At 70.6% G+C, this 19,856-nt stretch carries 18 protein-coding genes, 1 tRNA gene, 2 pseudogenes and 1 riboswitch; of the genes and pseudogenes, 9 read left to right on the forward strand and 12 right to left on the reverse strand.

Annotated features, from left to right (window positions below):
* Positions 1–112: 112 nt before the first annotated feature.
* The 4 genes from dgoD to AB0411_RS32830 form a co-directional block, all read right to left on the reverse strand.
* Entirely contained in the window at positions 113–1,258 is a 1,146-nt protein-coding gene (gene dgoD, locus AB0411_RS32815) for a galactonate dehydratase (protein ID WP_366420920.1), read from the reverse strand.
* A gap of 138 nt (positions 1,259–1,396) precedes the next feature.
* Entirely contained in the window at positions 1,397–2,104 is a 708-nt protein-coding gene (locus AB0411_RS32820; RefSeq protein ID WP_366420921.1) for a FadR/GntR family transcriptional regulator, read from the reverse strand.
* A gap of 244 nt (positions 2,105–2,348) precedes the next feature.
* Positions 2,349–3,098 (reverse strand): DUF4383 domain-containing protein, encoded by a 750-nt coding sequence (locus AB0411_RS32825; RefSeq protein WP_366420922.1) that lies wholly within the window; start codon positions 3,096–3,098, stop codon positions 2,349–2,351.
* Positions 3,099–3,249: 151 nt separating this feature from the next.
* Positions 3,250–4,638, reverse strand: coding sequence for a hypothetical protein (locus AB0411_RS32830; RefSeq protein WP_403152037.1), 1,389 nt, complete (start codon positions 4,636–4,638; stop codon positions 3,250–3,252).
* 142 nt (positions 4,639–4,780) lie between these two features.
* Between AB0411_RS32830 and AB0411_RS32835 the strand changes: the two genes are divergently transcribed.
* Both AB0411_RS32835 and AB0411_RS32840 read left to right on the forward strand, forming a co-directional pair.
* A tRNA-Val gene (locus AB0411_RS32835) sits at positions 4,781–4,852 on the forward strand.
* Between the two features lie 366 nt (positions 4,853–5,218).
* A pseudogene (locus AB0411_RS32840) lies at positions 5,219–5,311 on the forward strand (helix-turn-helix domain-containing protein); the annotation flags it as partial.
* Between the two features lie 161 nt (positions 5,312–5,472).
* Here the strand turns inward: AB0411_RS32840 and AB0411_RS32845 are convergent.
* The 5 genes and pseudogenes from AB0411_RS32845 to AB0411_RS32865 all read right to left on the reverse strand — a co-directional run bounded on the left by AB0411_RS32845 (position 5,473) and on the right by AB0411_RS32865 (position 8,834).
* Entirely contained in the window at positions 5,473–5,655 is a 183-nt protein-coding gene (locus AB0411_RS32845; RefSeq protein WP_366420924.1) for a hypothetical protein, read from the reverse strand.
* 512 nt (positions 5,656–6,167) lie between these two features.
* On the reverse strand, positions 6,168–6,554 hold the full coding sequence (locus tag AB0411_RS32850; RefSeq protein WP_366420925.1) for a hypothetical protein: 387 nt from the start codon (positions 6,552–6,554) through the stop codon (positions 6,168–6,170).
* Positions 6,551–6,766, reverse strand: a complete 216-nt coding sequence (locus AB0411_RS32855; protein WP_403152032.1) for a hypothetical protein — start codon at positions 6,764–6,766, stop codon at positions 6,551–6,553. Before AB0411_RS32855 ends, AB0411_RS32850 begins: the two co-directional genes overlap by 4 nt.
* 240 nt (positions 6,767–7,006) lie before the next feature.
* Positions 7,007–7,591 (reverse strand): annotated as a pseudogene (locus AB0411_RS32860) (transcriptional regulator); the annotation flags it as partial.
* Positions 7,592–7,934: 343 nt separating this feature from the next.
* The gene (locus AB0411_RS32865) at positions 7,935–8,834 is read right to left on the reverse strand and encodes a LysR family transcriptional regulator (RefSeq protein ID WP_366420926.1); all 900 of its coding nucleotides are present in this window, start codon (positions 8,832–8,834) and stop codon (positions 7,935–7,937) included.
* Between the two features lie 250 nt (positions 8,835–9,084).
* Between AB0411_RS32865 and AB0411_RS32870 the strand changes: the two genes are divergently transcribed.
* The 7 genes from AB0411_RS32870 to AB0411_RS32900 all read left to right on the forward strand — a co-directional run bounded on the left by AB0411_RS32870 (position 9,085) and on the right by AB0411_RS32900 (position 16,398).
* The gene (locus AB0411_RS32870; protein WP_366420927.1) at positions 9,085–9,531 is read left to right on the forward strand and encodes an ATP-binding protein; all 447 of its coding nucleotides are present in this window, start codon (positions 9,085–9,087) and stop codon (positions 9,529–9,531) included.
* A gap of 200 nt (positions 9,532–9,731) precedes the next feature.
* Entirely contained in the window at positions 9,732–11,036 is a 1,305-nt protein-coding gene (locus tag AB0411_RS32875; protein ID WP_366420928.1) for an MFS transporter, read from the forward strand.
* 220 nt (positions 11,037–11,256) lie between these two features.
* Positions 11,257–12,627, forward strand: coding sequence for a M20/M25/M40 family metallo-hydrolase (locus AB0411_RS32880; protein ID WP_366420929.1), 1,371 nt, complete (start codon positions 11,257–11,259; stop codon positions 12,625–12,627).
* Between the two features lie 132 nt (positions 12,628–12,759).
* Positions 12,760–14,013: a CaiB/BaiF CoA transferase family protein gene (locus AB0411_RS32885; protein WP_366420930.1), complete on the forward strand. Its 1,254-nt coding sequence runs from the start codon at positions 12,760–12,762 to the stop codon at positions 14,011–14,013.
* Positions 14,010–14,810 carry an enoyl-CoA hydratase/isomerase family protein gene (locus AB0411_RS32890; protein ID WP_366420931.1) on the forward strand — a complete coding sequence of 267 codons (801 nt, stop codon included), beginning with the start codon at positions 14,010–14,012 and terminating at the stop codon, positions 14,808–14,810. The genes AB0411_RS32885 and AB0411_RS32890 overlap by 4 nt, the downstream gene beginning before the upstream one ends.
* Positions 14,811–14,999: 189 nt before the next feature.
* Entirely contained in the window at positions 15,000–15,551 is a 552-nt protein-coding gene (locus tag AB0411_RS32895; protein WP_366420932.1) for a DoxX family protein, read from the forward strand.
* 346 nt (positions 15,552–15,897) lie between these two features.
* A complete protein-coding gene (locus AB0411_RS32900; protein WP_366420933.1) occupies positions 15,898–16,398 on the forward strand; it encodes a VOC family protein in 501 nt (166 codons plus the stop codon).
* 224 nt (positions 16,399–16,622) lie between these two features.
* On the opposite strand, the gene AB0411_RS32905 is transcribed toward AB0411_RS32900, so the two are convergent.
* From AB0411_RS32905 to AB0411_RS32915, 3 genes are all read right to left on the reverse strand, one after another.
* Entirely contained in the window at positions 16,623–17,810 is a 1,188-nt protein-coding gene (locus AB0411_RS32905; protein WP_437044175.1) for a HoxN/HupN/NixA family nickel/cobalt transporter, read from the reverse strand.
* Positions 17,809–18,023: riboswitch (cobalamin riboswitch) on the reverse strand. Its footprint overlaps the gene before it by 2 nt.
* A gap of 129 nt (positions 18,024–18,152) precedes the next feature.
* Complete coding sequence (locus tag AB0411_RS32910) at positions 18,153–19,007, reverse strand: alpha/beta fold hydrolase (protein ID WP_366420934.1); 855 nt, start codon at positions 19,005–19,007, stop codon at positions 18,153–18,155.
* Positions 19,004–19,717, reverse strand: a complete 714-nt coding sequence (locus tag AB0411_RS32915; RefSeq protein ID WP_366420935.1) for a MarR family winged helix-turn-helix transcriptional regulator — start codon at positions 19,715–19,717, stop codon at positions 19,004–19,006. Before AB0411_RS32915 ends, AB0411_RS32910 begins: the two co-directional genes overlap by 4 nt.
* Positions 19,718–19,856 lie beyond the last annotated feature (139 nt).

Genomic DNA, 19,856 nt, shown 5'->3' on the forward strand with positions numbered 1-19,856 from the left:
GGGGGTGACCTGCGGGTTCGGCGGACGGTACCGGGGCGGGTACCAGGGGTTGGTGCGGGGGACGGGGCGGTCCTGGCCCCCGTGCCGGTGCCGGAAGCTCCGTAGGGGCCCCTCACCACTCGGCGAACGCCCCGTCCTCGTGGCGCCAGACGGGATTCCGCCAGGCATGGCCCCGCTCATTGGCCGCCCGCACCGCGGCCTCGTCCACCGCCACGCCGAGCCCTGGCAGGTCGGTCCGCAGCAGTGATCCTCCGTGGAAGCGGAACGGCTCCGGGTCCACCACGTAGTCCAGCAGCTCGGCGCCTTCGTGGTAGTGGATGCCGATGGACTGCTCCTGGATCAGGAAGTTCGGGGTGGTGAAGGCGACTTGGAGGCTGGCGGCGAGTGCGACCGGGCCGAGCGGGCAGTGCGGGGCGAGCTGGGCGCCGTACACCTCCGCGAGGGCGGCGATCCGGCGCAGCTCGGAGATGCCGCCCGCATGCGAGATGTCGGGCTGGAGGATCGCGACGCCGGCCTGGAGGGGAGCCAGGAACTCTCGCCGGGTGAAGAGGCGTTCACCGAGTGCGAGGGGGATGTTGGAGGCGTTGACCAGATCGGGGAGGGCTTGCAGGTGGTCGGAGAGCACCGGTTCCTCGACGAACATCGGCGCAAAGTCGGCCAGCAGGGGGAGGAGCCTGCGGGCGTTGGCGGGCGAGACCCGGCCGTGGAAGTCGAGGCCGAAGTCCCGTTCCTCGCCGAGCACTTCGCGTGCGGTCTCGGCGCGCCGCAGGCACTCCCGTACCTCGGCGCGGGTCGCCACCGGCGTCATCCGGCCGCAGCCGTTCATCTTGACGGCGGTGAAGCCGGCCTCGACCTGTGCGGCGATCGCGTCGCGGACGGCACGGGGCTCGTCGCCGCCGACCCATGCGTAGGCGCGGATCTTCTCGCGGACCGGCCCGCCCAGCAGTTGGTGGACGGGGACGCCGTGCCGCTTCCCCTTGATGTCCCACAGCGCCTGGTCCAGGCCGGCGACGGCGGACGACAGGACGGGACCGCCGCGGTAGAAGCCGCCCTTGGTCATGACCTGCCAGTGGTCCTCGATACGCGCCGGATCCTGGCCCAGCAGGTACTCGGACAGCACCTCCACCGCCGCCCGCACCGGCTCGGCCCGCCCCTCCACCACCGGCTCGCCCCAGCCGACGACGCCCTCATCGGTCTCCACCCGTACGAACATCCAGCGCGGCGGGGCGAGGAACGTCTCGATGCGGCTGATCTTCATGGACCGGTCCGTCCTTTCGGCATACGGCGGTACGGCCGGCCCGTGCGGCGCGCGGCGTCCGGGCCGTGGGCGGGGTTCTGCCCACCCCGGGCGGCGCGGTAACGGGGGAGGTGCCTGCGCCGGTGCTCCGGCTCGTGCCTACGGATGCTCCCGCGCCGAGAGATCGAGCAGTTCGAGCATGGCCACGTAGGCCCCGTCGACGTCCCGGTTCCGCACGGCCTCCACCACGGCGGCATGGGCGGCATGCGGGTGGTGCTCGGACGTGTCGTCCGCGGCCGGCACGGCGCGGTCCCGCTGGACGAGCACCGGCACGATCACCCGGTGCATCTGCGCGTAGAAGCGGTTGTTCGACGCGACCAGCATCGCCGTGTGGAACGACGCGTCGGCGCGCACGAGCAGCTCCGGATTGTGGTCGGTCGCGGCCATCGAACGGAGCGCGTCGTCCAGTACCGCGAGGTCCTCGTCCGTACGGCGCTCCGCGGCGAGCGCGGCCGCCGCGGGCTCGATGGAACGGCGCAGTTCGAGCACGTCGGCGAAGAAGTCGGACGAGACGCCGGCCGCGAGCTTCCAGTGCAGGACGTCCGGATCCAGGAGGTTCCAGTCCTCCCGGGGGCAGACGAAGGTGCCACGCCTCTCGTCGGTATCGAGGAGGCCCTTCGTGGTCAGCACCTTGATCGCCTCGCGCAGCACGGTCTGGGTCACATCCAGCTCCGCCCTCACCTCCGGCATGACGAGGCTGTCGCCCGCACCGTATGTGCCCTTGAGGATCCGCTCGGCGAGCGCTTCGACCGCCGCGTGGTGAAGACCGTGCCCCGTGGGGGAGGAGGCGTTCCCCGGACGGCTCATCGTGTGCTCCCTGCTCTCACCGGTCCGTGTTCCCGGCTGCCTGCGGTCCGTGCCTGTGCCCGGCCGGCCGCTCCCTGGTCCTCGCTCCGCACGGTCCTGCTCCCGGTCTCCGCCGGCCCGTCGTCGGGACGGGGAGCCGCAGACGCCCCCACCCTCCGTCGTCCGTCTCCCCGGCCTCAGCCGTCAGGGCGTACCGAGCACCCCAATCCCACCTCGGTACGCCCTGACGTCTCCCCGCCCCGGCTCAGGGCCGCTTGCCGCCGGTGCCGGTTCCGGTTTCCGTGTGGGTGCCGGAGGCGGTGGTCCCCGTACTCGTGCGGGACCTGCTCCCGCTGGTGCCGGCGCCGAGTGAACCGCGTCCGGCGTGCGAGGCGCCCTGCATCTTGACCCGCGCCGCCTGCCGTGCGGCCGTCATGCCGGAGACGGGACGCAACTGCCCGCGATCGAAGCGTTCCGCTTCCTCCGGGTGCCGGGCGCGCCAGTACGGATTGTCGTGTGGGAGGCCGCCGCTGACCCGCCCGTACATCCCGAAGACCAGCAGCATCAGCCCGACCACGAAGCTGAAGAGGACGTTCTGGAGCTGGAACGCGAGGAAGTTCGCGTCGGTCTGCAGCAGGGCCAGGTTCACAAACCCGCTCAGGAGGAAGAGCACGCCGAACACGATGTTGAGGGTCGAGGCGAGGTTTCCGCCCAGCACCATCCCGGCGACGAGGATCGCGCCGACGACGATCGACAGGACGCTCAGGGAGCCGTTGGTGTTCAGCCCGGCAACGGTGTCGCCGCCGGTGTCGAAGAAGCCGATGTGGTGGGTCAGTCCGAGGACGCCGAACGCGATCAGCACCAGGCCCATCAGCCCCGCACCGATGCGGTAGACCTTGCTGAGCCGGTGGTCCACGGGCAGATGCTCATCGAGTCGGGTGCGGTGGTGCGTCTTCGCCCGATGGAACGGGTTCGAGGGCCCGTGGAGGGTCTGGCCAGTAGCCCCAGTAGCCATCTCCGGCCTCCTTCGCGCAGGTGTGCCGCCTGGGCCGTACTTCTCTCCAGGATCCGACAGCGCGGGACATCACGCCATTGCGCCCGGGCACCGAGCGTGTACGCCGCCGGGGCTGGGGGTCAGCGGCCGGGGATCAGCGGCCGGCGGCCGCTCAGCCGCCACCAGCCCCCGCCCCGCCCCTGGACCCGCGGATCTCCTGCACCACCCGGGCCGCCGTCTGCCGTACCGCCTCGGTCTCCGTCAGGAAGTGCCACCAGTCCGGATGCCGCCCCTCCAGGCCCGCGACCGCACGGTCCAGCCGCGCCACCGCCTCGTCCAGGGGACCGGCATGCCGCGGGTCGGGGGTGCTGCGCCCGGACATCGCCAGCCGCTGCGCGTCCCGGATCGCGAACCGCGTCCGCTCGACCTCCTTCTGCCGGTCGAACGACACCGCGTCGAGCCGCTGCAGCCGGTCGCTCGCCGCCGAGACCGCGTCGTCGGTGCCGTCCAGCAGCGCCCGTACGGTCGCGAGCAGGCTGGTGGCATCGGCCCAGCGCTGCTCGTCACGCGCCTGCTGCGCCTCCCGCAGCTTGACCTCGGCCTGCTGGACGGACCGCGCGGCCTGTTCCGGTACCTGCTGCAGGTCCTGCCAGCACGCCGCGCTGTAGCGCCGCCGCAGCTCGCTGAGGACCGGGTCGACCTTCCCCGCACGCGTCGTGATCGCCTGCGCCCGGGTCCGCAACGACACCAGCCGCTTGTCGATCTCCGCCGCCTTCCCCGGCAGCCGCTCGGCCTCGGCCCGTACGTCCTCGGCCCTGCGCAGCATGTCGTCGGCGCGCTGGATCGTCTCCGGTACGCCGTGCTGCCCGGCGCCCTGATTGAGCTTGGTCAGCTCGGGCCCCAGCGCCGCCAGCCGGCTCGCGAGATCATCGGCCCGCAGGCCCTGCGCACGGACCGTGTCCAGCGCGTTGCTCGCCGCCAGCAGCGCCTGCCGCGCCCGCTCCACGGCCGGGGCCAGCCGCGCCAGCTGCGTCTCGGCGGTCTGCAGCAAGGGCCCGAGCCCTTGCGCGAACCGCTCGAGCTCGCCCCTGACCTGATCGAGCTCCTCCTTGGCCCGCGTCAGATCGGCGCGCGCCCGCGCCACCGCGGCGCCGTCCAGATCGTCACGGTCCAGGTCGTGGGTGTCGACCGCCGTGATGTACCGCTGACTGACCTCGTCGATCCGCCGGCCGAAGCCCTCGTAGTCCTCCGCGGCCTTCCGCGCGGCCGGCGATGGGTCGACCGCGGTGATCGTCTCTATGGAGATCCGCAGGTCACGGTGTGCGGTGTCCAGCTCGTAGAACGCGGCCGCCGCGGCGTCCTTCGCGGCCTGCGCATCGGCGCGCTGACTCTCCCCGCGCCCGAACCAGCGCCGGGTCCCCCCACCCGCGAACGACATCGGCGCCATCGCCACCAACAACGGCAACGGCAGCAACACGAGCCCCACCACATCCCGGAGCGGACCCCCACGGACGCGACGGCGTTCTCGCTGCTCATGCGGCTGCGTCTCTGTCGCCGTCACTTCCCTCTCCCGATCGGATCGCCCCAGGACCGAATGTCATTCTCCCACTCACCGGAAACGAACACACCGGCCGGTAAGTTCGCCCTTCGAGTACTGGTTTGCCGTTCAGCCCTGGAGGCAAGGTAGTCTGTCGGCTCGGCCAGGGCGCATAGCTCAGCGGTAGAGCGCTGCTCTTACAAAGCAGATGTCGGCGGTTCAAATCCGTCTGTGCCCACCCTTCCCGCCAGTGCGAATGGCGGAGAAAGCCCAGGTCAGGGAGTTTCCTGCCTGGGCTTTCCTCTTTCGCTCCCTTTCTGCGTACGGTCTCCAACCTTCTGCGTACGGTCTGAACTCAGGGCGCCGTCTCCCAAATATCTCCCACAGGCGTGCGCGTAAGTGCACGTCAGACGCCTGACGAAAGCGAGCCCCCTCCCGCAAGGGGAGGGGCCCCGAGCGCCGGGCAGCAACGAAGGTGCCGCCTTCGGCCACCGCCCGGCGCGTCTGGTGGGCTACCGCGATGCGGCGCCGCGATCACGGGAACGCGCATTCGATTCGGCGTGCAATCGCCCCAGGGGGTGACGCGAGTCCCAAAGATCAAAGAATGTACCGACTCCACCGGGGATTCGCACAAGAGGTGCTGGCTGAACGCGCCAACGGCTTGGACAGGAAAACGATCTCGCGGATCGAGAACGGACATACGTCCCTCCATCCTCGATCACCTGTTGCTCACCGCCGCCGCGCTCGACGTGCCGTTGTCTGCACTCGTACGGGATTCGTAGCGACGGCCGGACCGGATTGGCGGCAGCAGCGAGACCCCGCCGGGAAGACGGGGCCTCAACTGCAGCCGGCTACCTCCTACTTGCCGTCCTTCGGCGCAGGCTCACGCGGCGCCTCGGGAGGCATCGGGCCGCCGTTGTGCTTCCCGCCGTCGTCCTCGGCGACCGCGGACATGTCCCGCGGGTGCCGGAACGGAACCCCTCGCCATCCCTCAGGGTCGGGTGCGCGCGTCTCGTACGTCTCAACTGCCGTGGCGCTCATCGATCAACCTCCTGTTTCGTGAGGGGCCGCACCGGTCGTACTGTCGGTGTGACCCACAGCCGCCGAGGGGTTCCTCGGCGGGTAGTCACCGCTCCGGCGGGGTGCTGTCCCGGATGTGCCGGAGCGGGGTCGTGGGTGCCGGCCGCCGCGGTGTCGTGCGCGGCGGCCGGCGGCCCGCAGTGCCTGCGACGGGGGCGCTGACACGGCGGGGGTCTCATGGGCGGATCGTCGGCGGGTCGCCGGGCAGTCGGACCCGGGCCCGACGGGCAAGGACCCGCGCCACAGCGGGAGGTACCGGCAGCGTCGCCCCGGGGGCGCACGGCCCGCAGACCGTTACGACGCGCGCCGGACCGGTCGCCGAATCGATTTCCACATCACGCAGGTCGAGGGTGCTGCCGCAATCGCAGCGGGTCGACACCGTCACCGCGGCCCCCTCGCAATCCCGATGGCCAGTCGGAAGACGAGGGCGCCCAGGCAGGCCAGGTAGACGAACATGCGGCGTTGATCACGCGTCACGCCTGCCTCCCCAACGCGATGGCGCGGGCGGCGTGCTCGTCGCTCTCGCCGAACGTCGTGACGGTCCAGCCGCCAGCCGAGACGATGCGTTGCTGGAGCTGCTGCCGGTGGGTGTCGTCCGTCGCCAGGCGGCCCCAGGAGTGCACCAGGCACAGCACCGGCCTCCGCCCGGCCTCCGCCCGCATCGCCTCGGTCAGGGCGGCCAGCGCCGGGCGGTGTGTGCCGAGCGCATGCGCCCCGAGGTCGAGCCACGGTGGGCGCCTCCGGTCCACGTATACCTGGCAGGCCAGTAGGCGCATGTCCAGGTCACGGCGTGCTTGGCGGCTGGCGCACCGGTCGTAGACGAACGCGAGCGGGGCCTGCGTACCCAGCAACGCGGTCACGATCGGGCCTCCCGCTGCTCCAGCAGCCACAGGCAATTCCGAGCCAGAGCACGGACCTGCTGGTGAGCGGACACCAGCCCGGCACCCAGACCGACGGCGGTCTGGTAGCGGATCGCCGTCAGACTGGACTGCTCCCGCGGGCCGAGCGGATGCTCGGCTACCGCGGCGTACAGGTCCGCGATGATGAGGAGCAGTTCCTGTTCCAACGCCACCAGGTCGTCGTACGGCGGGGTGGGCCCGGACGCAGTGCCCGCTCGACCGTCTCAGTGGCCGTTTCGGCGGCGATCGGCGCCAGGCGCGGGGGCGTGTCGACACCTCCCGGGCCTGACGGCGTGCACTCTGCTCGCATTTTGTGCCCCGTTCCGTCGGTCCTCAGGTACAGGACCACGGTGCCGGGCTGCCGTACGCACAATGCTCACAGATCTGTGAGCGCCAACAGCGCTCCGTGACACCTACATGCCGACCCAGGCCGCCATGTGCCCGAGAGTGTCCGGCGTACGGCGAGCCAGGTGCACCAGCCCGCTGATGGTCTCCCGGGCACCTGGGTGATAACGGGTCTGCTCCGGGGCGGACTTCCGCGCCGCAACCAGACTGGCCAGCGCGGCGTTGGCGTGCCCCGTCTCCATCTCTGAGCGTGCTCGATCGATCAGATAGCGCGCCCGTCGAGACGTTGCAAGGCCGGCCGGAAGGCGGATCTCCCGTGCCTGGCCGAGCGCGTCGTCGTACAGGCGCATCTCGACGGCAGCTGACATCTGGTGCAACTGGACGTTGGCCGGCCCGAAGCTGAGCCAGTGCACATCGCTGGCGTCGCCGGTCTGGGCAGCGCACTCGCCAGCCTGGTCCAGATGCGCGTCCACGGCACCCCGGCCCCGGGCGCCAGCACGGGCCGCGATGACGCTCGCCCCGAGGTGCAACTGCCCTTGCACGGCGATCGACTCGCGCGTTTCGATGTCATCGACCAGGCTGTGGCCGGCGCGGATGAGGCGCTGACCGATCGAGTATTCGCCCTCGCGGAAATAGACGAGCGCCCGGCGGCCGAAGCGCCCGGGAGCTCGAACCGGAAGCCGTAGTCCGCCAACTCGACGCCTTCGAGAGCGATGCGGCGGGCCGTGGCATCACGCACACCACGTTCTCCCGGCTCGTGGCGGCGTTCGGCCTCGGGGGTGAGCAGCGCGAGAACCTCAGGTCGCTCCTGATCCGCAGTCGGCCGGAGCAGCGCCGGGCTTTCCCGCTGTGGCGCATCCCCTCCGGAGCGTGAGAGCCGGTCAGGTGCGCGATGCCCGGCTGGTGCGCGGCGGCCGTCCGCGCGGCCCGGCCGGCCGGCCCGATCCACCCCCAACGGCCGCGCCGCGCCGCCTCGGGCCTGCTTCCGGGGCGCCCCTACACCTCCGTTTCCGCGAGTACTTGGACCAGGTGGTCGGCGAAGGCGCTGACCACGGCGGGGAGTTGACGGCCCGCCATCGCTTGGATCTGGATGGTGCGCAGGTGCATTTCCGGGTTGAGGATGCTGATGGCTTTCAGGCCTTCGATGCGCAGGCGTTCGTGCACGCTGATGTGGCCTATGAGCGAGACAGCATTTGTCTCCTTGACGAAGGTCGACAATGCGCTGGAGCTGGAGCTGACCAGCAGCGGTTCGAAGGCAATTCCCTCGATGGAGCAGCACAGGTCGAAGAGGCGTCTGTTCGTCGTGCCTTCTTCGGTGAGTGCGACCGGGTAGGGGAGGAGGTCGCGGAGCTGGATTTCGTCTCGCCGGGCCAGTGGGTGGTCGGATCTGACCATGGCCTGGATCGGAGCCCGCTGGGCGTGCACGACGCGGACATCGGGAGCGGGGGCGAGACTGAAGGTCACCGCCAGGTCGACCGAGCCGTCCTGCACCATTTGTGTGGCCGACGACGGTGATACCACGGGAAGTTGAAAGGTGGTGCCGGGGTGTTCCTTGCGGAAGCCGGCCATGGCGTGCGGGAGGAATTCCTGCGCGGCGCCCTGTGAACTGGCCACCCGGACGACGCTTCCCAGCCGGCCGCGGCCGCGGATGTCCGCGAGCACCTGATCGGTTTCCAATGCGGCGCGGCGCGCATAGGCGGCGAGCCGGGCACCGGCCTCGCTCGGCACCATTCCGCGGGGGCGCCGCTCGAAGAGCGGTACGCCGATTTCCTGCTCCAGTTTGCCGATCTGCCGGCTGATGGCGGAGCCCGCGACCAGAAGCCGTCTGGACGCCTCATTGACCGAGCCGGTGCGAACCACCTCGAGGAAGTATTCAAGAGCCGGACTGTTCAGCATGGCTCCAGCCTAAGGAGCCATTGCATTTCGGGCAACGGTTTGTTCTATAAATTGCGATTGTGCGAATGGTCGGGATATGCCTACCTTCTCCCTATGCCCTGCGGGCTCACCCGGCCGGGTAGACCGCGTGACCGAGCGGCACCCCCTACGGCAATCTCGTCAGCGATCGCCCAGGCCTCTTTGGCCACTCCGGTGTGTATTTCCCCGCAGGCGCCCTAGGCAGGGCAGACGCCCTAGGCAGGGGAGAACGATGAATGCGACAGCCCCCAGCGAATTCACCGGCTCGTACGCGATGCCGTACAGGGACGCGGACTTCCACTGTCCGCTGCCGCACATCCCAGAGGCCGTCGGCTTGGTGCGCCGGCGGGCACACGCGATCCTGACCGGCTGGAATCTGCCGCCCGACACCGTTGAGGATGCGGTCCTGGTGATCTCCGAAATGGTCACCAATACGGTCACTCATGCCCTCCCTCCGGCTCTGCTGCAGCTGTCCACAACGGGCGTCGAAGCGCCCCGTGCCCTGCATATCGAGGTCACCGACGCGGGGCCCGCTGCGGGTACCCGGCGAGCTGACGACGGCGGGCAGGCCGAGGAGCACGGCCGGGGGAGCGGCATCGTCACGGCCCTGTCCGTCCGGCACGGCATCCGGGCGCACCGCGGCTGGATCACGCGGTGGGCGGACCTCCGTGCGGCATGAGCGGGTGGCGGTGCAGCGTTGCCGAATAGGCAATCAGGTGTTCTAGAAGTTGCGATTGTGTGAACGTTCCGGCGGCCCTAACGTCGTCGCTCAGCGAGTTCACGAGTCCCCTTCTTCCGCTGCGGACTCACCCGTCGGCGGTTCCACCCTGCTCCACCCTGCGCGACAGTTCGCCTGCTCGATTCGAGGGAGTGACACTCATGACGACCGCCAGAGAGACAGGCCAGATGATTGCCGAGAAGCCCGACCGGAAAAGCCACGCCAGGCGTGCCGTGGTCGCGGCCACGGCGGGAAACGCGCTCGAGTGGTTCGACCTGACCACATACGGGTTCTTCGCGGTCTCGATCTCCAAAGCATTCTTTCCGGCGGGCGACCCGACGGTTTCCCTGATGCTCGCCTTCGGCACGTTCGGGGTGTCGTATCTGGTCAGGCCGTTGGGAGCGGTCGTCCTGGGGACTTTCGCGGATCGTACCGGCCGCAAGGCCGCACTGCTGATCACCATCCGGCTCATGATGGTCGGCACGCTGCTGATCGCGGTGATGCCCACCTACAATTCCATCGGCGTGGCCGCACCGGTCCTGATTCTGCTGGCCCGTTTGTTGCAGGGATTCTCGGCGGGCGGTGAGTTCGGCAGTGCGACGGCATTCCTGGCCGAACAGGAACCCGACCGGCGTGGTTTCATGGCGAGTTGGCAGTTTGCCTCTCAGGGCCTGGCGACGCTGCTCGCCGCGACATTCGGCACCGTACTGAGCCTGACGCTGTCCGGAGCGCAGCTGGATTCCTGGGGCTGGCGCATTCCCTTCTTCGTCGGCCTGCTGATCGGACCGGTCGGATATGTCATCCGCCGCCAGGTGCCGGAGACCCCTGAATTCGTCGAGGCAACCGGAACGGGAGACGTTGCGACGACCCCGATCAGGCAAGTCATCCGCGAACAGAAGCTGCGGGTGCTCCTCATGGTCGGCGCACTGGTGATGTCCACCGCGGTGACCTACGTGATCGTCTATATGCCGACCTATGCCCAGGAGGTGCTCGGACTGCCGCCCTCCGCCGGGTTCATCGGGGCGGCGGTGTCCGGTGTGGCGCTCACGGCGGTGACGCCCCTGGTCGGGCACCTCTCGGACCGGGTCGGCCGCATCAAGATCATGCTCATTGCCGGAATCGCCATGGTGCTCAGCATCTACCCGCTGTTCCTGCTGCTGTCGGGCAGCCCGTCGTTGCTGGTCATGAGCGTGGTGATGCTGGTCCTCGGCGTCTTGAAGGCCTGTTACTTCGGTGCGCTGCCCGCGTTGATGTCCGAGTCCTTCCCGACCGCGACACGCAGCACCGGCCTGTCGCTGAGCTACAACATCGGCGTGATGTCCTTCGGCGGCTTCGCCCCCGTGATCATCACCTGGATGATCGCCACGACCGGCAGCCACCTCGCGCCGGGCTTCTACATCATGGCGGCCGGCGCCCTGAGCATCGCCGCCCTGCTGGCGAGCCGACGCTTCCTCGGCCTGCGCTGACGAAATCGCCGGCGTACCGCTGAGGAATCGCTGATGTACCGCGCACGTCCCGCACGTCCCGCACGCGGTGTCTTCCCCCGGCACCTGATGTCCCTCCGGCACCTGATGCCCCCCTCGCACCTGATGTCCCCGTACCTGACGCACGCCACAACTGACGGGCCCTGTGCCCACGGCGCCCCACTGCCTCCCACGGCGCCCCACGAAAGAACGAGGTCGACCCATGACGGATGCTTCCACGATCCGCGCCCAACTCCCCGCCACGCCACGTGAACTGGTGAAGGCATGCCAGGACGAACTCATCGCCGGGCTGATGGACTACATCAGCCAGCCCGCCGTGAGCGCGACCGGCGAAGGGTTCCCCGCGGCGACCGACCGCGCGGTCGAAGAGGTCAAGCGGGCCGGTCTGACGCCGGCGGTGCTCGACGGCGGCGGCCGGCCGCTGGTGACCGGTCACCGCGCCGGGCCCGAGGGGTCGCCGCACGTCCTGATCTACGGCCACTACGACGTCCAGCCGACCGGACCACGCGAGCTGTGGGACTCCGAACCCTTCGCTCCGGTCCTGCGGGACGGGCGGATCTGGGGACGCGGCACCGGAGACAACAAGGGGCAGCACTACGCGCACCTGCAGGCGCTGCGGCTGTTCGAGGAGCGGGTCGGCGCGCTCCCGTGTTCCGTCACGGTGCTGCTCGACGGCGAGGAGGAGATCGGCAGCCCCACCCTGGCGGGCATCCTGCGCGCGCACCCCGAGCGGTTCGACGGCGATCTCGTCGTCTGGAGCGACCGCTCGGTGCACGAATCCGGTGAGTGGTGCGTCTCGCACGGGGTGCGCGGCATGCTCCGGCTCCGGCTCCGTGCGACCGGGCCCAGCCGCCCGCTGCACTCCGGCAACTTCGGCAATGTGGCGCCCAATCCGGCATGGCAGCTGGTCCAGGCGCTGGCCAGCCTCAAGGACCCCAGCGGCCGGGTTCTCGTCGAGGGCTTCGAGGACGGCCGCGAACCGCTGTCCGACGCCGACCGAGCCGCGTTCACCGCGCTTCCGCTGGATCTGCCGCAGGTGCTCGGTGACATCGGGTTGACCGAGATGGATCCGGCCTTCAACGGGCTGTCCTTCTACGAGCGGCTGGCCGACCGCCCCACGCTGACGATCAACGGGATCACGACGGGCGATGTGGCCCGGACGATCATCCCCGACACCGCGGAGGCGGGTGTCGACATCCGGCTGACGGCAGGTCAGGACCCCGAGGCCGTGTTCGAGCGGGTGGCCGCCCACCTGCGGACCCATGCACCCGAGGTGACCGTCACCAAGTCCGGTGGCGTGCCGGCCTCCCGGACCCCGATCGACAACCCGTATACGCCCAGGGTGGCGCGCGCCATCTCCCGGGTCACCGGGCGAGACCCCCTGCTGGTCCCTGCGTACGGCGGCACTCTGCCCGACTGGATCTTCACCGGGGTCCTCGGCGTGCCCAGCATCGGCCTGCCGCTGGCCAACGCCGACCAGGCGAACCACGCGCCGAACGAGAACCTGCGCGTCGACTACTTCCTCGACGCCACCGCCATCTGCATGGAGCTGCTGCTCGAACTGGGCACCTGATCCTCGGCCCCTCGCGTCACCCCACGAACGCCTGCGGCACCACACAAGCACCGCGGCCCCAGGCAAGTACCGCGGCACCACACGACACCCGCACGACACCCGCGCCCCCGACGTACAGAGGCCTGAACCGCAATGCCCCACACGCCCCGCACGCCCCGCACACCCCCCACGCCCCACTCTCCCCCGTGGCTCGTCCACGACGGGGCACTGACCGGTCTGAAGGTCCTCGACCTCTCCCGCATCCTGTCCGGGCCGTTCTGCAGCATGGTCCTGGCCGATCTGGGCGCAGACGTGATCAAGGTCGAGGACACCGCCTCCGGCGACGACACCCGCGCCTGGGGTCCCCCCTTCCAGGGCGAGGACGCGGCGTACTTCCACAGCGTCAACCGCAACAAGCGCGGTATCGCGGTCGACCTCAAGGACCCGGACTGCCTGCGCCTGGTGCAGGAGCTGACCGGAACGGCCGATGTGATCGTGGAGAACTTCCGGCCCGGCACCGCGGCCCGTCTCGGCCTGGGCTATGAGGATGTCCGCAGCCGTCATCCCGGCGTCGTGTACGCCTCCATCAGCGGATACGGGCAGACCGGTCCGTACCGGCACGAGCCGGGCTACGATGCGATCGCGCAGGCGGTCAGCGGCGTGATGAGCGTGACCGGCGAACCAGCGGGCCCGCCCGTGCGGTTCGGGGTGTCCCCGGCCGACCTCGCCGCCGGAATGTGGGCCGCCATCGGCATCCTCGCCGCCCTGCGCAACCGCGAGCACACCGGCCGCGGCGAGTGGGTCGACATCTCGCTGCTGGACGGGCAGGTGGCCTGGCTCAGCTACGTCGCCGGCGGGTACTTCGCCTCCGGCGAGGTCCCGCAGCGCTACGGCTCGGCCCATCCGACGATCGTGCCGTACCAGGCGTTTCCCACCGCCGACGGTCACCTCATGGTCGCCGCAGGGAACGACGGCCTGTGGCGCCGCTTCGCCACCGCCATAGGACTCGCCGCGCTGGCCGACGATCCGCGGTTCGCGACCAACCCCGACCGGGTCCGTCATCGCGGAGAACTGCTCCCCCTGATCGAAGGCGCGCTGCGGGCCCGCGGCGCGCAGGAATGGGCGGTGCTCCTCACGGAGGCGCAGGTGCCGGTCGGCCCGATCAACACCGTCGACCAGGCCCTGCGGCATCCCCAGGTCATCGCGCGCGGCATGATCGCCGAACTCGAACACCCCGATGCCGGCACCCTGCGCACCCTCGCCTCTCCCCTCAAGCTGTCCGGCAATCCGGCGGCCGTACGGACCCCGCCGCCCCGGCACGGGGAGCACACCGCGGAGATCCTGACCGCCCTCGGCGTCGGACCGGGCCGGCTGGCCGGTCTTCGGGCACGAAAGGCGGCGAAGTGACCCCCGCCCCCGCCCCCGTTCCCCGCTCCGCCCTCGGGGTGTCCCGGTCCGGCGCGGTCGCCGAGATCCGTGTCGGCGACGGCAGCCGGCGCAACGCCCTGCCCGGCCGGGCCTGGGAGCAACTGGCCCGGCAGGTCAGGGAGCTGGGGGCGGACCGTTCGCTGCGGGTGCTGGTGATCCGGGGGTACGGCGACACGTTCTGTGCCGGATCGGACATGACCGACTGGGTGGATGCCGAAGCCGGGTACGTCGAGGAGTCCTTCGCCCGTATGGAAGCGGCGTTCACCGCGATAGAGGAGTGTCCGGTACCGGTGATCGCCGAGATCCGCGGCGTTGCGGCCGGTGCGGGATGCCAGCTCGCGCTCGCCTGCGATATGCGGTTCATGGCGGACGGCGCCCGGATCGGGATGCCGATCGCCCGGCTCGGCATCCTCGCCAGCCCGGCGTTCGCCGCGCGCCTGGTCGCGCTGGCCGGGCCCGCCGTGGCGCGGGAGTTGCTCTACACCGGCCGGCTGGTCGGCGCCCGTGGCGCGGTGGCCCTGGGGCTCGCGGACGACAGCGGGCCCGAGGAGCAACTCGCGGTCCGCACCGGTGATATCGCCGCCGTCATCGCCCAGCAGCCGCCCGCGGCGATCCGGGCCGCCAAGCTGGCGGTGACCGCCGCGCTGGCGCCGCAGCGGGAGGCGGCCGCCGGGCCGGGCCGGCCGGCGGTGGCGCGGGCCGACTTCGACCGGGCGATCGCGGCGTTCCTCGGGCAGCGGTCCGCGGCCGCACCGGGGCCGCCCGCCGCCTCCTGACCGGTGCTTCCTGGCCGCCGCGGGCCGGCCGGGGCCTCCTCGTTCGGGGCCGGTTCGGCCGGCGGGTCATGCGCCGGCCGTGTTGTCGGCCGTGGGGGTGCTGTGTATCGTCGGGATGTGACTTGAAGTTTCAAGTAATTCTCCGCGATGCCTCGCGGACTCGTTCCCGACCTGCGAAAGAGCGCTCCCATGACGTCCTCCCTCAGCACCGTCGAGACCGCGCCCATCGGTGTCCCGACGCGTTCCGCCCCCTCTCCGCACGGCTACGACGCCGGGCTGCTCCTGCTGCGGCTGGCGCTCGGACTGACCATGGCGGCCCACGGTGCCCAGAAGCTGTTCGGCTGGTTCGGCGGCCCGGGACTGGACGGGACCGGGCAGTTCTTCACGATGAGCGGCTATCCGTCGGGACGGGTCATGGCCGTCGTCGCCGGGCTGAGCGAGACGCTCGGCGGGCTGGGGCTGGTGGCCGGGCTGCTCACGCCGCTCGCCGCCGCGGCGGTCGTCGGCACGATGGTCAATGCGCTGGCCGTGAAGTGGGGCGGGGGCTTCTTCGCGCCCAAGGGCGTGGAGTACGAGCTGCTGCTGACGGCCGGCGCGGCGGCCCTGGCGCTGACCGGGCCCGGCCGCTACGCCGTCGACCGCGTCCTGCCGGGCCTGCGCGCACACCGGCTGGTCTACGGCGTGGTCGCGCTCGTACTGGGTGTGGTGCTGGCAGGCGCGGTCCTGCTGGTCAGGAAGTGAGCCGTTCGCCGGATGCCGGGATCCGGGCGCCGTTCGCCGGAGGCGCCGGAAGCCTCGGATGCCTCGGAAGCGCCACAAGCCTCGGATGCACCGGGGGCCTCGGAAGTACCAGGAGCCCCGAAGGCACCTGGAGCCCCGAAGGCACCTGGAGCCCCGGAGGCGTCAGGAGCCCCGGAGGCGCCGGGAGTCGGACGCCGGGCAGCGGGCGCCAGGGCCGGGAAGTCGGCCGGATACGGCCGGAGGCTTCCGGGCAGCGGCGGGTCGGGCGGGGTAGAGCAGGAGCGGGACCGGGGGAGGCGTGGCGTCCCCTGGTGGTGTCGCGGCAGGAGAGCGGAGAGCAGGCTGTATGTCCGTACGACGTCTGAACCACGCGGTGCTGTATGTCCGTGATGTGGCCCGGTCGGTGGCTTTCTACACCGAGGCACTCGGGCTCGTGGCGGGGGCCGAGATTCCGGGTCGGGCCGCCTTCCTCCAGGCTCCCGGCTCACTCAACGATCATGATCTGGCGCTGTTCTCGGTGGGGCCGGATGCGCCGGGGCCCGAGGCCGGGCGGGTCGGGCTGTACCACCTTGCCTGGGAGACCGGGACGCTCGGTGAACTCGTCGCGGCCCATGCGCGGCTCGTCGAGCGGGGCGCGCTGGCGGGGTCGAGTGATCACCTCGTCGCCCTGTCGCTGTACGGCAAGGACCCGGACGGCAATGAGTTCGAGGTGATGTGGCGGGTCCCACGGGAGGACTGGCCGGGCCCGGAGCAGTCGGAGCGGCTGCGGCGGCTCGATCTGGCGGCGGCGCTGGAGCGTTGGGGGCCGGATCTGATGACGGGCGCGGCGGCCGGTTCGGCCACCTGAGGGGCGGCGGGCTCTGTCACACCGGACGAGGCCGTTGCGCCTCGTCCGGTGTGACGGGGCGGTTGTGCCGCGTCACATCTGGCGGGGTGGTTGTGCCGCGTCACACCTGACGGGGCGGCTGTGTCCCGTCCGGTGTGACGGTTCGGCTCAGGTGTGCCGGATCGGCTGTGTCCCGGGGCCGCTTCGGACGCCGGGGCGTATGCGGCTCGTGGGGCTGACGCTTCTCAGGCGCCCGGTGCGGCCTGCTTCGCCGACTCCGCCTGCTCGGCCGGACTTGTGCGCGCCGCCCGCTCCGACCAGCGCTTCTCGACGCCGGTCAGTCGCCAGTACGCCAGCGCCGCGGCCCACACCACCACGAACAGGCCGACGATGAGGAACCCGACGTTGTCGAGGTCGAGGCCGGAAATCCAGCCGGTCAGCGGGTCGTTGAGGCCGAGCTTCTCGTGGAGCACGGTCACCAGCTCGATCGTGCCGATGAAGAAGGCGACGGCGATCGACAGGCCGGTGATGGTGAGGTTGTAGTAGACCTTGCGCACCGGGTTGGAGAACGCCCACTGGTAGGCGAAGTTCATGAACGTGCCGTCGAGGGTGTCGAAGAGGCTCATGCCGGCCGCGAAGAGCAGCGGCAGGCACAGCACGGCGTACCAGGGCAGACCGGCCGCTGCACCGCTGCCGGCCATCACCATCAGGGTCACTTCGGTCGCGGTGTCGAAGCCGAGGCCGAAGAGGAAGCCGAGCGGGAACATCTGGCCGGGGCGGGAGACGGAGCGGGTGAAGCGGCCCAGGAAGCGGTTCATGAAGCCGCGCGAGTCGAGGCGCTGTTCCAGCTCGGCCTCGTCGTAGTGGCCGCTGCGCATACCGCGGAAGACCCGCCAGATGCCGGCCAGTGCGATCAGGTTGAGGGCGGCGATGAGGTAGAGGAAGGTCCCCGAGATCGTGGTGCCGATCGTGCCCAGGATCTGGTGTGTACGGGACTCGTCGTTGAGCAGGGTGCCCGCGAGCTGCGCGCCGCCCGCGACCAGGGCCGCCATCGCGACGACCACGCTGGAGTGACCGAGGGCGAACCAGAAGCCGACCGAGACCGGCCGCTTGCCGTCGGCCATCAGCTTGCGGGTGGTGTTGTCGATCGCGGCGATGTGGTCGGCGTCGAAGGCGTGCCGCATGCCGAGGGTGTACGCCGTGACGCCGAGGCCGACGCCGAAGACCTGGCTGCCCACGGCGTAGTGGTGCGGCACCACGAGCAGGAAGAGCACGCCGAAGGCGACGACGTGCAGGCCGGCTATGACGGCCATCAGGCCCGCGGTGCGGACGGTGTCCTGCCGGCGCCAGCGGAACGCGGCGGAAGCAGGGGTGTGGCGGGTATCGGTGGACAGGGCCATCCGGCGGTCACGCTCCAGCACCTCGTGGATCAGTTCGTGAGATGCCGTGGCCGGTCTCCTGGCTTACGGGTGCCCGTGCCCGCCCCCGCCTTCCCGGCCGCGGGCTGCGGTCAGTGGCGCCGCAGGCGCGCCGTGCGCCTGCGGAAGGGACGGAAACTCCCCGATCACAGTGGCGAGGGCCGCTCCGGTCTGGGACCACAAGGTCCGTCACCGGTCTTCCCGAACACCACGGCCCGGTCACTCTAACCGCCGCCGGGGAGGGGTGGGGTTGGCGGGGTTCGTCCCGAGGTGAGTGAGAGCGGCTGCGGTCCGGGACCGCCGGCTTTCCGAGGGCCGGTGACCGTGATCGTGACCGTGGCCCGTGGTCTGCGGTGGTCAGTGGCCGTAGTCCAGGGACGAGAGGAAGGCGTGGAGTTCGTGGTCGAAGAGTGCGGTGTTCTCCAGATTGACCATATGGGCCGCGCCCGGTATCCGGACTCTTCGGGCGCCGGGGACGGTCAGCACTATCGCATGGGCGTTGGCGGAGATGTCGCTGCTGTCGAGGTCGCCGTCGAACACGACCGTCGGCACCCGGATCTCGCCCAGGCGGTCGGCGGCGCCGACCTCAAGCGGCATCCCGGCACCCGCACCGTCCGCATGCACCTCCACATTGGCCTCGGCCGAGGCGCGCATCCGTTCGCGGAATCCCGGGTGCACCGCGGACGGTTCGCGATGCGGTCCGTCCACCCACATCCGCAGGAAGTGCTCCACATACCGTTCCGCGCCGTCCGGTGCGCCGATCGCTGCCACCTGCGCCGAGATGTGCTCCAGGAGGAAGGGGTCGGAGAAGGCGCGGCCGCTGATGCCGGGGGAGGCCAGCGCGAGGGCCGTCACCCGTTCCGGGCGGGCTATGGCGGTGTCGAGCGCGACCCGCGCGCCATGGGAGAGGCCGACGAGGACGGCGGCGGGGACATCGAGCGCGTCGAGCAGGGTGCAGAGGTCGTCGTGGTTGGCGTAGTCACCGGCCACCGTCGAGGACAGGCCATGGCCGCGGAAGTCGTATCGGATCGCGCGCAGGCCGGAGTTCACCAGCCAGGCGAACTGCTCGTCCCACATGTGCTGGTCGAGCATCCCGCCGTGGAGCAGTACCACCGCGGGGCCCGAGCCGGCCGTCTCGTAGAACAGCTCACCGTCGTCGATCGGCACGATGCCGTTGTCGATCTCGGACCAGGCGGTGATGCCTCGGGTCATCTTCTGGACCGTCCTTTGTGCGCCGGATGCAGGGGAGTGGGCGTGATGCCGCTGTCACCGCCATTGTCGCTGTTGAGGTGATTGCGGCGACTGTCGGGGCTGTCGGTTTCCTCCGGTGTGGTGCGCGAGCCGTTCGCGAGGTGCCGGAACTCCTCGCCGAGGCGGTCCAGTACGTGCAGCGCGGTGCGGACGTCCTCGGCGGGCAGGTCGGCCAGTCGCCGGCGCAGCTCCGTGGCCTCGAATTGCTGGACGCCGTGTATCGCCTCGGTGCCTTGGGCGGTGAGGCGGATCAGGGACGAGCGGCGGTGGGCGGGGTTCGGGGCCGTCACGACCAGGCCCAGTTCGATGGCGTGGTTCACCCAGCGCTGCACCGGCTGCCGGTCGAGCCCCATCCCGCGCGCCAACTGCGGCACGGTGCGCGGGCCTTCGGTGCGCAGGGCGTCCAGCAGTGCGTGTTCGCCGGCGGTCATGCCCGTGCCCGCCAGCTCGCGCTCCACCGCGCGGACGACCGTGCGGTGCAGGGGCCACAGGCGCCGGATGACGCCGTACAGCAGGTCTTCGGTGGGAGCCGGGATGTCGGCGGGGGGCGGATCTGCGGCAGGTGCTTCGGTGGGGGCCAGGCCTTCGCTGCGTGCTTCGGTGACGGTCGGACCTTCGGCGGGCGTCGGTCCATCGCCGCCGGCGGCTCCCGAGTCGTTCGTGCTTTTCACGTGTTCCGTGCCCTTCGCGTGGTCGCGGCATATCACTCATCGACACTGGTGATGTCATGATGACATCGTTGATGTCGTTTGAGAAGGGGGTTGCCGCGGAAAGGAGTTGAGGAGGCGGACGGGCCTGACGGGGCTCGTG

The sequence above is a fragment of the Streptomyces angustmyceticus genome (assembly GCF_040701845.1).
GTDB classification, from domain to species: domain Bacteria; phylum Actinomycetota; class Actinomycetes; order Streptomycetales; family Streptomycetaceae; genus Streptomyces; species Streptomyces angustmyceticus_A.

What these genes read in the sequence shown, in the direction of transcription:
- AB0411_RS32900 (WP_366420933.1), top strand. Translation starts at nt 15,898, where the DNA reads ATGTCCGTACGACGTCTGAACCACGCGGTGCTGTATGTCCGTGATGTG.
- dgoD (WP_366420920.1), bottom strand. Translation starts at nt 1,258, where the DNA reads ATGAAGATCAGCCGCATCGAGACGTTCCTCGCCCCGCCGCGCTGGATG.
- AB0411_RS32820 (WP_366420921.1), bottom strand. Translation starts at nt 2,104, where the DNA reads ATGAGCCGTCCGGGGAACGCCTCCTCCCCCACGGGGCACGGTCTTCAC.
- AB0411_RS32870 (WP_366420927.1), top strand. Translation starts at nt 9,085, where the DNA reads ATGAATGCGACAGCCCCCAGCGAATTCACCGGCTCGTACGCGATGCCG.
- AB0411_RS32910 (WP_366420934.1), bottom strand. Translation starts at nt 19,007, where the DNA reads ATGACCCGAGGCATCACCGCCTGGTCCGAGATCGACAACGGCATCGTG.
- AB0411_RS32885 (WP_366420930.1), top strand. Translation starts at nt 12,760, where the DNA reads ATGCCCCACACGCCCCGCACGCCCCGCACACCCCCCACGCCCCACTCT.
- AB0411_RS32895 (WP_366420932.1), top strand. Translation starts at nt 15,000, where the DNA reads ATGACGTCCTCCCTCAGCACCGTCGAGACCGCGCCCATCGGTGTCCCG.
- AB0411_RS32825 (WP_366420922.1), bottom strand. Translation starts at nt 3,098, where the DNA reads ATGGCTACTGGGGCTACTGGCCAGACCCTCCACGGGCCCTCGAACCCG.
- AB0411_RS32865 (WP_366420926.1), bottom strand. Translation starts at nt 8,834, where the DNA reads ATGCTGAACAGTCCGGCTCTTGAATACTTCCTCGAGGTGGTTCGCACC.
- AB0411_RS32880 (WP_366420929.1), top strand. Translation starts at nt 11,257, where the DNA reads ATGACGGATGCTTCCACGATCCGCGCCCAACTCCCCGCCACGCCACGT.
- AB0411_RS32845 (WP_366420924.1), bottom strand. Translation starts at nt 5,655, where the DNA reads ATGAGCGCCACGGCAGTTGAGACGTACGAGACGCGCGCACCCGACCCT.
- AB0411_RS32875 (WP_366420928.1), top strand. Translation starts at nt 9,732, where the DNA reads ATGACGACCGCCAGAGAGACAGGCCAGATGATTGCCGAGAAGCCCGAC.